Here is a 12,723-nt window from a genome sequence, read left to right as displayed (position 1 = left end):
TTTATTTACACTTTGCTAACTTTTCAATGATGGATTGCATGCATTATACGAGCAATGGGCTAGGTAATAATGGCGCTAACGTCTATGATCTAGTTTGTTTAAATTTGGACAAAAAGGACGAGCTATATGCGATCCAGACATTGGAAAATAATAGTGAAAACATTATTCACCCAATCCTTATTCTTAACTCGACGCAATGTTAAGGCGCTTAATATTTTAATGCTTAGCGCGTTGAGTATTTCACTAATTGGATGTAACCAAGCTACTAATATGACGCAACAATCAACTACTGACTCGGTCGAACAATCATCGACGCCATTAACCCCACCGGTGGCGAAAAAAATCCCATATCCGATGACCCAACATGAACATACTCGGGTAGATGACTATTATTGGATGCGCGACGATAAGCGCGAAAACCCAGAAGTATTGGCGCACCTTGAGGCTGAAAACGCCTATGCCAAATCGCAAATGGCTCACACAGAAGCTTTTCAACAAATTTTATTTGATGAAATGATTGGCCGAATTGAAAAAGACGACTCGTCCGTTCCGTTTTTACAACAAGGTTATTGGTGGATAACGACTTATGAAGGCGAGTCCGAATATCCTATTTATAGTCGTAAAAAAGATGTCAAAGACGCCACAGTAGAAGTATTGCTTAATGTTAATGAGCTCGCTGAGGGGCATGATTATTTTAATATTGGTCGTTATTCCGTAAGTACCAATAACAACATTATGGCGTACTCGTCGGACACTGTCGGACGCCGTATTTATGATATCCAATTTAAAGACTTAGTGACTGGAAAGTTATACTCAGACAAATTAACGGGGTCGAATGGCTCACTCGTTTGGGCGAACGACAATCAACATCTCTTTTATATCAAAAGGCATCCACAAACCTTATTAGCGTATCAGGTATATCGCCACAAGATTGGTACAGAACAAAGCCAAGATGTTCTGATGTACGAAGAAAAAGACGAAACCTTTTATACCAGTATTTCGAAAAGTCGTGACGGTCGTTTTGTGCAAATTTACCACAGTGCCAATACAACGTTAGGCGTAAGTTTGCTCGATGCTAACAACCCTTTAGGTCAATTTGAATTACTGTATCCTCTGGTGGAGGGTCACGAATACGCGTTTGAAAACAAAGAAGATTGGTTTTACATATATACCAACGACAAGGCCAAAAACTTCAAAATAATGAAAGTAAAAGCAGAAGATAGTGGCGATAAAAGCAAGTGGCAGGAGGTTCTGGCGCATCGCGATGATGTCTTCATTGAAAATTTTATTCTGCTAAATGACTATTTGATTGTCGAAGAAAAAGAGCGTGGTTTGACGCAAATTAGAGTGATTGAGTCTGCGACGGGCAAGACGTCAATGTTGCCTTTTAATGATCCGGCGTATTACGCGACGTTTTCAGTTAATAGGCAAATGGACAGCCAAAAATTGCGGTTGGAATATAGTTCGATGACAACTCCGGATATGGTATTGGAATATGATTTAACCACACTTCAAGCAACAACCTTAAAACAAGATAAAATCATTGGCGACTTTGATTCCAATTGGTACGGCAGTGAGCGTGTTTTTGTTAAGGCCCGGGATGGAAAAGAAGTTCCAGTGTCTTTGGTTTATCGCAAAAATAAATTTAAAAAGGACGGTACCAATCCGCTTTATCAATATGCCTATGGTTCCTATGGCTCAACTATAGATCCGTATTTCTCCGCATCGCGAATTAGCTTGCTCGACCGAGGCGTAGTGTTTGCCATTGCCCATGTTAGAGGTGGTCAGATACTCGGCCGTGCTTGGTATGAAGATGGCAAAATGATGAATAAAATGAATACCTTTAATGACTTTATAGACGTGACAAAAGGATTAACCACCTTAGGTTACGCCGACAAAAACAAGGTTTACGCCGATGGCGGCAGTGCTGGTGGATTACTGATGGGCGCGATTGCCAACATGGCACCAGAGCTATATTTGGGGATTGGCGCGCAAGTCCCGTTTGTGGATGTCGTAACTACTATGTCTGACGCCACGATCCCATTAACTACGGGTGAATATGGCGAGTGGGGAGATCCGGCAGATAAAGCAGCTTATGAGTATATGCTGTCCTACTCTCCTTATGACCAAGTCGCTAAACAAGATTATCCGCACATGATAGTGACAACTGGTTTACATGACTCCCAGGTGCAATATTTTGAGCCAATGAAATGGGTAGCAAAATTAAGAGAATACAAAACAGACAATAACAAATTGTTGTTTGTCACTAACATGGAGGCGGGACACGGTGGTTCGTCAGGTCGTTTTCGAGCCTATAAAGAGCGAGCTTTGGAAACTGCGTTTTTCTTCGAGCTTGTTGGTATAACAAAATAGCTTAAATAAATGTGATTAGAGCGCAAATTGTATAGCGCCGCATCGGGTATAATTACTCGATGTGGTGTTTTTTTATTTACCCACAATTCAGTAAGGATTACCATAACGTCATCTCTTTCTTGATAAATGGTAGTTATGAATTTATCTCAGTTCGAACTTCAATTTGCCGACTTTATTCAACAGCAACAAATTCACGACGCTGCCCATGACCTAAATCATATAAAACGTGTGGTGCAATCAGCTAAACAAATTGCCTATGCTGAAAACGCTGATTTGAATGTTGTTGTTCCTGCGGCTTGGTTACACGATTGCGTGTCATTTCCTAAAAATCATCCAGATAACAAGCGTGCATCGGTATGTGCTGCAGATAAGGCCATTGAGTTTTTAACTTCGGTGAACTACGACAGCCAATATAATGAAGCGATTCATCACGCAATTTGTGCCCATAGTTACAGTGCTAAAATACCGACTGAAACTTTAGAGGCGCAAGTAGTACAGGACGCTGACAGGCTTGATGGATTAGGCGCCATAGGTGTAAGCCGGTGTATGCTGGTGGCGGGTAAGCTCGACAGTAAAATATACAGCAATGACGATCCGTTCTGTCAACAACGCGAACCCAATAGCAAAATAGCGGCGGTAGACCATTTTTATGAGAAACTATTTAAAACCGCTGAAACCATGAAAACAAATGCTGGTAAGACCGAAGCCGATAAAAGGGTGCGTTTTATGAAATTGTTTTTGTCCCAGTTAAGTAAAGAGATAGACGCCGAAAAGGTGTTGGAGAGTAATTTATGAAAGTTGTATTCGTTTTCTTGTTGTTAGTCGCTAGTTGTAATTTGTGGGCTTTGGGATTGACTAAAACAATTCAGCAAAGTGAGATCCAACAAAAGTTAGATCAAATGATGCCGCTGGAACGCACAAAGTACTTTGTTAAGGTGAAAATAAGCGACCCCAAAATCGCCTTGAAATCTGGCCAGGACGCGCTATATATTGAAGCGACGATCACCGCTTCTGGCCCTGGTGGTTTAGGCGGTTCAGGTTTGGTTGGAGTTACAGGTGATGTTGAATATCGCACCAAAGAAGGTGCGTTTTATTTACAAAACCCTAAGGTCGCAAAATTGGCGTTTAATGATGTGCCAACGGCTATACAACCTAAGATTAAAAAATCGGTAGAGAAGCTAGTCGCTAAAGCGTTAAAAAAATACCCAATTTATCAATTAGACGATACCGACATGAAACAAAAATTAGCTAAGTCGACCATCAAAAGCATTAAGGTTATTGACGAAGCTGTTGAAGTTGAACTGAGTCTGTTTTAACAAATAGAGGCACATATGTTAGAAATGAAATCCGCGTGTGAAAAATGCACTGGCTCACTGTTAGAACAAAAAAAAGCGTATATTTGCTCATACGAATGTACCTTTTGTGAAGACTGTACAGCGGCAATGGCGAACGTGTGCCCCAATTGTCAAGGAACACTGGTACTTAGACCAACAAGGGAAAATAAGCCGAATCAGATAAACGAATAAGTGCCATTCGTAAGCATTAGAAACTTAAATATTAAAAATTGAACAACAAGCAAGGAAGTATATGAAGTTAACTTGGTTAGAGCTGAAATTGCCACCCGTGTTATTAGTCATTATTTTGATGGTAGTTATGACACTTGTTAAAACATTGGATCTCAGTTTATTTGAATTTGCACGACAGACAGAAGTTGGCGGTATTTTAGCTGGGTTTGGACTTGTTGTAATTGCCGCAGGTGTGATGCAATTTGATCAAGCTAAAACCACAGTAAACCCAGTTAAGCCTAATGAAACAAGCCGAGTTGTATCGACCGGCATATACAGTATTACTCGTAATCCAATGTATCTTGGAATGTTGTTTGTATTGACGGGCTGGTGTGTTTATCTCGGCATTATTGCTAACCTAGCATTTTTGGTGGTATTTGTTCTGTATATGGTTCAGTTTCAAATTAAGCCAGAGGAAAAAATATTAAGGCAGATGTTTGGTGAGGAATATGACGAGTATGTAACTCGAGTTCGACGCTGGATATAACTTGTTAAAAGCTTCTTTAATAAGCCGCGACAGTGAATTTACTACTATCGCGGCAATCTCAAAAATCAAATAGCGACTTTTTAGCTATTCTCACCTGCGTAATTTGTCAGCCACACCGTTTGATATGGTGTTAACGTCACATCTTCTGTTGTGTCTTCAATGGTTTGTGCTGTTATTAAATCAACCCATGGATCTGTTGCGATTAAATTGATTTCACTTAATCTGAGAGTTTGTGGTTGATCGCTAATGTTACTGACACAAAAGATACTTTGTTTTCGGTCTAAGCTTTGTCGCCAAAAACCAAATAATTGTAATCCTAAGTGCAAAACAAACTGGGTGGCATTTGGGTGAAACGCCGGTTGTGCTGTTCTGATGTCGATAAGCTCTAACATCCGTGACAACACTTTAGAGTGTGCGTTTTTAGGTTGTTTCAATTGCTCGTTTAAGCTTGGTAAATCCCAACGATGTCGATTAATCGCACGATTATGATGAGTATTTTTTAACTTTTCATAGTCATTACGAGTACCCAGCATACTGTGGAGGTAAATCCCTGGGATCCCTTCTAAGCCAAACATGACGGCATGTGCACAGATGAAACGCTCCAATCCCCATTTATCTTCACCATTTACTGTGCCCTGCAATGCATCATATAAGGCAATGTTAATTTCATAGGCTTTTTGCTCACCATCTTCACTTGTCCGCCAACTGACGCGACCACCAAAGTTTTGCATTGTGCTAACGAGACTATTGAGCTCTTGATCGCTCAACAAGCCCTCTGCAGGCCTTAAACCGATCCCATCGTGCGATGCGATAAAGTTGAAATACGATGTGCCATTTTGTGCAGGTGGCATACTCATTAACCAACGTTTAAGGTACAAACAACTGCCGGTAATTAACGTATTGACCAGTAACGGCGGCAACGAGAAATTATAGATACAATGCGCTTCATTGGCGTTGCCAAAGTAAGTTAAGTTTTGGGTGTTAGGGATATTGGTTTCGGTAATGATCACGGCTTCTGGAACGGCATGTTCGATCAGGGTTCTCAATAACCTAATAATTTCATGGGTTTGCATTAAGTTTATTGAGTTTGAACCAACAATTTTCCATAAAAACGCCACGGCATCCATGCGGAAAATACATACGCCAGCATCGAGATACTGGCGAATAATGGAAACAAACGCGATCAAGACGTCGGGATTGCGGAAATCTAAATCGACCTGATCGTGACTAAAGGTACACCAAACATGTTTTGTGCCTTGTGCTGTTTCTGTTTCTCTAAGCAGAGGGCTGGTTCTAGGCCGAACTACAGCAGATAAGTCATCGTCTGGTTGGGCCGTAAAAAAGTAATCGCTACCTTTGCCCTCGCCTTTTATGAAGTTTTCAAACCACACACTACGACTAGAACAGTGGTTGATTACCAGATCGGACATTAGCTTTCGTTTGCCAGCGATAGCTGAGATATCAGACCAATCACCGAGTGATTCGTTAACACTCGAATAGTCTATGACGGAAAACCCATCGTCTGAACTATAAGGAAAAAACGGCAATATATGAACACTGTTAATACTTGAGCCAAAGTGTTTATCCATAAAGCCATCAAGGGTTTTTAATGGCTTTTCACCTAACTGAATGACACTGTCACCGTAGGTGATCAAGATCATGTCTTTTTCGTCCCAATGATTGGCAAAAGGAACCGGGGATTTTACCTCGGCACCTAATCGCATTTCGTCTAGCAATTGCTGGCGAAATTCTTGGATAGAACGGTCCAATGTAACATCGGCATAGATGAGCCCTAACTGATGTTCTAACTTTTGACTAAGCTCGGTAACAGCGTCGTTCATAGTGGCTCCTTTTTATACTGCGTTTGGTTGTGCTATCTTGGAAAACTCTTCAAAGTCTTCTTCAACAGCTTGCTTCAATTCTTCTAATACATTTGGCATGGCGCTCACGACACGATTCCAAGACGGAATAAATGGCGTTTCCATTGGGTTAGCGATAAAGCTCTCACCGGCTTCGATGATATTACGTGCGAACATCTCAACTGACTTTTCTTCGGTATGAGTGTCTAACGTTAAGCCGTTAATCATCGCGTCATTTCGATAGGTTTCTATATAGTCTAATGCAATTCTGAAGTAAGTCGCTTTAATGGTACGCATGTTTTCAGCATTGATAATATAACCTTGAGTCGCCAATTTTCTAAACAGTGCTTTGGAAATGTCTATCGACATTTTACTTAGACCACCATCGGTAGACTCAAGTGATAAGTCCTGATGTTTATGGTCGTAGTTATTTGCAATATCGACCTGACAAATGCGGTTTGATGCAAAGTTGCGGTGCATTTCAGATAACACCCCAATCTCTAAGCCCCAGTCACTTGGAATTCTTAAGTCAGTTAATACATCACGACGGAACGAAAATTCGCCAGATAATGAATATCGGAAACTGTCCATATATTCTAAATAATCATTGTCGCCTAATACCTTTTTGAGGGCTTTTAACAGCGGAGTAACGAGTAGTCGAGCGACTCGGCCATTGAGTTTTTTGTCAGCGACGCGGGCGTAATAGCCTTTACTAAATTCGTAGTTAAATTGTGGATTTGCCACTGGATAAATCAAACGAGCCAGTAGGCTGCGTTCATAGGTTAAAATATCGCAGTCATGCAGGGCGACCGATTCTGCTTTACCAGAGGCCAATACATAACCCATGCAATACCAAACATTTCGGCCTTTACCTAACTCCGTAGGTGCTAGATTTAATGCTTGTAATTTTTTGTCTAGTGCTTGCAATCTTGGACCATCATTCCATAGGATCCTGTGGTGTTGAGGCAAGGTAGAGAAGAAGTTGATTGCGTGTTTGTATTCGTCAAGGCTTGCACGGTCGAGGCCGATTACAATTTGAGAAAGATAAGGGACTTCAGCTATTTTACTGATGATATCGGGTAATGCTTTACCTTCTAATTCAGAAAAAAGTGAAGGTAAAATGAGACCTAGAGGCCGCTTTTTAGAGAACTCGGTAAGTTCTGACTCGAGATCTTCGATACTGCGATTTGTCAGGTTATGCAGTGTTGTAACTATACCGTTTTGATAAAAGTCAGCCATGTTATTGCTCCATTAGATTTGTAATTCTTGAGTTAATATTTGATCCAGACATTCGGCCCAGCCCTTGGGGCCCATCTTGGTACTCTGCCAAATGGCATCAGTGCGAAAGAGCTTTGGAAAATCGTGTTTGGATGTCTTGATCTGTACGGCTATGTCAGCGCTTTCTAACATGTCGTTGTCGTTAAAGCTGTCCCCCAAAGCAACAGACTTGAATTGAGTATTTGTATTTTGACGCGAAAATTCTTGAGTTAACCAACGCAGTGCTATGCCTTTATTCGACTGACCGCTAATGTGTAGAAATCGACCGCCCTGTAGCACGTTTGCACCGGCACTTTTCATGCGATTACTAAATAAGGTTTTTTGTTGTTCTGTGCCCAACCAATGTAAGGGTTCGCTGAATTGACGGTCATTGGCTTGGCTCGCATCGATTGTTGACAGCCCAGTCGCTAAGCTCAGTTCTTCATCCGACATTTTGGAGAAGCCTTTAAACGCACCGTCTAAGTCTTTGCTATTGGCAGTTATAAGCTCAAGCCAGTAATTACGTTCCCGGCTAAAGGCTTTTCGCCAATACCCATTTTTTAACTCACAATCTGCTGGTGGTTGGTCAAAAAATCCGTCGGGAATATAAATTGCCGCGCCGTTTTCGACGACAAAAGGAGTTTGCAGCGCTAATTCATTACGTAGTTGTTGTACTTCTGCAAAAGTCTTAGATGTATTTGGGATAACCGAAATATGGTGTTCTTGTAACTTCTCTAGCATTGGCAATGCAGCAGCATAACTGTAGCTGTGATGGTCAAGTAATGTGCCATCGAGGTCGGTGAATATGATTAATTGTCTGTACAACTTTATTGCTCCAGTCCGTTGGCGGACAAAATATTTCGATTGTGATCTAGCTCTAGTACGATATTAGAGATAAATGGCACGTGCTCTAAGCTGTGTTCAGTAAGGCGTTGATAGTGTTGGATAAAAGTTTCTACTTCGCTATCGGACATCACTGCAGTACCGGTTCCTTGCGTTTTTTCCGCAAGTTTATGTTCTTGTTCTTTTCGCCAATGGGAGACACATTCGAAAGAAGGTGCCTTTAACATCAGCCAATAATCCATAATTAAATAAAGGGGCGAATATTCTTTCTCAATCATTGAGTTACTGTATGTTCGCCAAGCCCCGGTGTTATCTAAATCGGTTTCCAATGTATTTGTTGGAGAGGCAAGTTCTTCCTCAGTCTGTGGGGGAACGCCCCAGCACCAGCCTTCAAAGATTACAATGTCAGGTGTCTCAGAAATCACCGGCCAGCTAGATTTTGGATGTGGATTGTCAGTGGCCTTATTAAATCGAGGCAGCGCAATGGGTAAGTTGTTTTGTCGTAATCCCATTAATACTTGGCGCATTAATTTTGTATTATGTGTACCAGGCACACCACGGGTTTTAAATAAGGGATGGATTGTCGTTGCAAGTTTATTGCGGTCGTCTTTATCTAGATAAAAGTCGTCAAGAGATAAAACAGCAACCGTTAATCCTGCAGATTGTCTAAGGTAATCGGCAATAAAGTCGGTCAAAGTTGACTTGCCCGAACCTTGGCAGCCATTAATACCGATAAACAGAGGTGCAGATTTCGTCGTGGATTTAAGTAAGACTTGTTTTGCTACTGGAATGAACCATTTTGGTGCAATGTCACAAAATGATCCACCGAGTTTATGTTTAGCGATAAAGTCTTTTATAAAACTATTTTCCATCTGTCCTCCGCCTTTATTGGCGTCTCTGCCTACTGATTTAGGGCTTTTCGTTAGATTCTGAGTATCTCAGTTGCCACAACAAATTAGTGAACTTAATAAATCTGATAGTGAACAAATCTTCAACAAACGTGCCAGTATCGGGTTAAATGCCATTTTCATTTTAAAAATACACGGTTTTTGACGCCTTTGCGCCGTATCTATAGGCCATTTAAGCTCAGCTGTTAAATGAGATTTATCACTTACAAGTACAGTGTTGTCGACGAATCGGCCGTGTTAGACTGACGCGAATTTGATTTCTTAATGAGAGGTTTTTGTGGCACTGCGTTTTAATCGACCCTTTGGTTCGCAAATTAAAGCGATTAGCTTTGATTTGGACGACACCCTTTATTACAACGACGAAGTGATTGTCCGTGCAGAACAGGCCCAATTTGACGCGGTTTGTGAACGGGTTCCCGCGGCTAAGGAAGTGGGCATTGACCCTTGGATAGCGTTAAAGTGGCAGCTGGCAATTGACGATCCTGAAATTCGTCACGATGTTACGCATTGGCGAAAAACCATGATTAGACAAGGTTTAGCTATGTTTGACTTATCCGGTCATGATATAGAAGCGCTGAATAGTCACATATTTGATGTGTTTTACACTGCGCGTTCTGATTTTGTGGTGCCGCAACAGACTTTTGATGTGCTAGCGAAACTGGCTGAGCGCTTTCCATTGATCGCCGCAACAAATGGTAATGCTGACATTGAACGCATTGGCCTTGCGCCTTATTTTGCGGCGTATTATCGAGCGGGGCAGCCTGGTATTCGAATGAAGCCTTATCCTGATATGTTAATTCAAGCGGCAGAGCAGCTGGATATTGCTCCACAACATATTCTGCACTTGGGTGATAACTCAGAGACAGATGTAGGTGCCGCGCTAAATGCGGGTTGTTCAAGTTTGTGGTTTAACCCTGAGCAAAAAATCAATCCTTTAAGCCATTTAGCCGATGGTGAATATTCAGACTTGGATGATTTGTTACAGCTGTTATAATACCTGTTTATAGATCCAGTTTTTCGATCTCTTTTTGCCATTAAAAGGTTATTTTTGTATGGACGTTTATATTCCGTCGGCCGATACAGGTTCGGCAGATACTCAGACTTTAAAGCTCAACGAACTCAATGAACGTCAATATGAAGCCGTGACTGCGGCACCGCAAAATATGCTGATCTTGGCAGGTGCGGGTTCGGGAAAGACCAAAGTATTGATTTCCCGTATTGGTTTTTTGATCCGCGCTCATCAAGTTTCGCCATTTTCAATTATGGCAGTAACGTTTACCAATAAAGCGGCGGCGGAGATGCGCCATCGTTTAGAGTCACTATTAGGCCAGGGAGCGGTGGGCTCTGCTTATGGTTCAAGTGGCATGTGGATAGGCACATTCCATGGTTTGGCGCATCGCTTTTTACGAACGCACTTTCGTGAAGCCAACTTACCTGAAAGCTTTCAAGTTTTGGATTCTGACGATCAGCATCGGTTAATTCGCCGTGTAATGAAAAGCCTAAATTTGGATGAAAAGCGCTATCCGCCAAAACAATGCATGTGGTACATCAATGGCAAAAAAGATGAAGGGCTACGACCAAAACATATCGAGTCGTTTGATCCAACGGAACAGGTCATGTTGCAGGTGTACAAAACGTATCAAGAAGCCTGTGACCGTGCTGGCTTAGTCGACTTTGCCGAAATACTGCTCCGCAGTCATGAGATATTGGCCACGCATAGCGATATTTTAAATCACTACCGCAAGCGATTCCGCCATATATTGGTGGACGAGTTTCAAGATACCAATAGCATTCAGTATGCCTGGATCAGATTGTTGTCTGGGAGTAACCCCGGTGCAATGGTAGATGATATTCCAGCAGCACATGTGATGATTGTTGGCGACGATGACCAATCAATCTATGGTTGGCGCGGGGCTCGTGTTGAAAATATTCACAATTTCCAAAAAGAATTCGAATCGGTAGAAATGATCCGGCTCGAACAGAACTATCGTTCTACCGCCAATATTCTAAAAGCGGCCAATGCAGTTATTGCTAATAATAGTGACAGACTTGGCAAAGACTTGTGGACGGAAGGGCGTGAAGGCGACCCGATTGGGCTTTATACCGCATTTAACGACTTAGACGAAGCTCGTTTTGTGGCGGGTAATATTAAAAAATGGCAGGAAGAAGGTGGTTCATTATCAGAAACCGCCATATTGTATCGTAACAATGCTCAGTCACGTGTGCTGGAAGAAGCCTTGTTACAAAGTGGCATTAAGTACCGAATTTACGGTGGTTTACGATTTTTTGAACGTCAAGAAATCAAAGATGCACTCGCCTATTTACGTATGGTATCTAACCGTGACGATGACGCTGCATTTGAACGTGTTATTAATACTCCGGCCCGTGGTATCGGTGAAAAATCACTGCAAACCATCCGTGATGCCGCACGTAGCCAAAATTTAACTATGTGGCAGGCCGCTGGCCGACTAATAGACGAAAAAGCCATGGCAGCAAGAGCAATGACGGCTGTGCGTGGATTTATGGATTTAGTACAAAACCTAGAAACTGGTGTTGCCGATTTACCGCTACATGAACAAGCTGACCAAGTCATTCAGTCGTCTGGTTTAAAAGCAATGTACCAAGCCGAAAAAGGCGAAAAAGGACAAACTCGAGTCGAAAACTTAGAGGAATTAGTCACCGCGTGTCGCCAATATGAACCTGACGAAAACATGCAGGAAATGCCTCTGTTAGCGGCATTTTTATCCCACGCATCATTAGAGTCTGGTGAATCTCAAGCTGACGCCTTTGAAGATGCGGTGCAGTTAATGACATTGCACAGTGCAAAAGGACTTGAATTCCCAATGGTGTTTTTGGTTGGCGTTGAAGAAGGTATGTTCCCGAGTCAACAAAGCTCGGATGCGCCGGAACGACTAGAAGAAGAACGTCGTTTAGCGTATGTCGGTATGACCCGTGCGATGGAAAAATTATTCATAACACACGCCGAATCTCGCCGGATGTATGGACAAGAGCATTATCACCGACCATCGCGATTTATTTCAGAGATCCCAAAAGAGTGTCTTTATGAAATCAAGCTAACTACCAGTCAGCCAAGACAGTCGAGTTACGGTCAAGGCGGCAGTGGCTCAGGAAATGCTAACAGCGGTTACAAACCGAGTTCTCAGTATGGTAGTTCGACGGGCTACGGATCTGGCCAATCAAAATCGAAAAGCAACTATGGTGCTTCTGCCAGCCACATAAAGTTTTCTGAAAGTGCCTTTGGTCTAGGCCAACGCGTGCAACATGCAAAATTTGGTGAAGGTACAGTGTTAAACTGTGAAGGAGATGGTGACAACTCCCGTATTCAGGTTAATTTTGATCAGTTTGGTGCTAAGTGGCTTGTGACAACTTACGCTAAATTAACAAAAATCTAACCTCGATGTACTTGCCAG

Annotated in this window: 11 protein-coding genes; 7 read left to right on the top strand and 4 right to left on the bottom strand. The window is 42.1% G+C overall.

Going from position 1 to position 12,723, the window contains the following annotated elements:
* Positions 1–219 precede the first annotated feature (219 nt).
* The 5 genes from KO525_RS14240 (at position 220) to KO525_RS14220 (ending at position 4,425) form a co-directional block, all read left to right on the top strand.
* Complete coding sequence (locus KO525_RS14240) at positions 220–2,373, top strand: S9 family peptidase (RefSeq protein WP_215964620.1); 2,154 nt, start codon at positions 220–222, stop codon at positions 2,371–2,373.
* A 135-nt stretch (positions 2,374–2,508) separates the two neighbouring features.
* Positions 2,509–3,168 carry an HD domain-containing protein gene (locus tag KO525_RS14235; RefSeq protein ID WP_215964494.1) on the top strand — a complete coding sequence of 220 codons (660 nt, stop codon included), beginning with the start codon at positions 2,509–2,511 and terminating at the stop codon, positions 3,166–3,168.
* The gene (locus KO525_RS14230; protein WP_215964493.1) at positions 3,165–3,689 is read left to right on the top strand and encodes a DUF1439 domain-containing protein; all 525 of its coding nucleotides are present in this window, start codon (positions 3,165–3,167) and stop codon (positions 3,687–3,689) included. Before KO525_RS14235 ends, KO525_RS14230 begins: the two co-directional genes overlap by 4 nt.
* Before the next feature lie 15 nt (positions 3,690–3,704).
* Positions 3,705–3,899, top strand: coding sequence for a DUF1272 domain-containing protein (locus tag KO525_RS14225; RefSeq protein ID WP_215964492.1), 195 nt, complete (start codon positions 3,705–3,707; stop codon positions 3,897–3,899).
* A gap of 61 nt (positions 3,900–3,960) precedes the next feature.
* Positions 3,961–4,425 carry an isoprenylcysteine carboxylmethyltransferase family protein gene (locus KO525_RS14220; protein ID WP_215964491.1) on the top strand — a complete coding sequence of 155 codons (465 nt, stop codon included), beginning with the start codon at positions 3,961–3,963 and terminating at the stop codon, positions 4,423–4,425.
* Between the two features lie 80 nt (positions 4,426–4,505).
* On the opposite strand, the gene KO525_RS14215 is transcribed toward KO525_RS14220, so the two are convergent.
* From KO525_RS14215 to KO525_RS14200, 4 genes are read right to left on the bottom strand one after another with little or no spacing between them, the layout of a single operon-like run.
* Positions 4,506–6,266 carry an alpha-amylase family glycosyl hydrolase gene (locus KO525_RS14215; RefSeq protein ID WP_215964490.1) on the bottom strand — a complete coding sequence of 587 codons (1,761 nt, stop codon included), beginning with the start codon at positions 6,264–6,266 and terminating at the stop codon, positions 4,506–4,508.
* A gap of 12 nt (positions 6,267–6,278) precedes the next feature.
* Positions 6,279–7,523 (bottom strand): glycosyl transferase, encoded by a 1,245-nt coding sequence (locus KO525_RS14210; RefSeq protein ID WP_215964489.1) that lies wholly within the window; start codon positions 7,521–7,523, stop codon positions 6,279–6,281.
* A gap of 12 nt (positions 7,524–7,535) precedes the next feature.
* Complete coding sequence (locus KO525_RS14205; protein ID WP_215964488.1) at positions 7,536–8,366, bottom strand: mannosyl-3-phosphoglycerate phosphatase; 831 nt, start codon at positions 8,364–8,366, stop codon at positions 7,536–7,538.
* A gap of 2 nt (positions 8,367–8,368) precedes the next feature.
* Positions 8,369–9,256 (bottom strand): kinase, encoded by an 888-nt coding sequence (locus KO525_RS14200; RefSeq protein WP_252736810.1) that lies wholly within the window; start codon positions 9,254–9,256, stop codon positions 8,369–8,371.
* 313 nt (positions 9,257–9,569) lie between these two features.
* Here KO525_RS14200 and KO525_RS14195 point away from each other — a divergent pair, with 313 nt between their 5' ends.
* Positions 9,570–10,286, top strand: a complete 717-nt coding sequence (locus KO525_RS14195) for an HAD-IA family hydrolase (protein ID WP_215964487.1) — start codon at positions 9,570–9,572, stop codon at positions 10,284–10,286.
* Between the two features lie 58 nt (positions 10,287–10,344).
* Positions 10,345–12,705, top strand: coding sequence for a DNA helicase II (gene uvrD / locus KO525_RS14190; RefSeq protein WP_215964486.1), 2,361 nt, complete (start codon positions 10,345–10,347; stop codon positions 12,703–12,705).
* Positions 12,706–12,723 lie beyond the last annotated feature (18 nt).

Source organism: Psychrosphaera sp. B3R10 (assembly GCF_018861025.1).
Classification (GTDB): domain Bacteria; phylum Pseudomonadota; class Gammaproteobacteria; order Enterobacterales; family Alteromonadaceae; genus Psychrosphaera; species Psychrosphaera algicola.
Note: the sequence above shows the minus strand (reverse complement) of the source record. Positions and strands in the feature narration are given on the sequence as shown.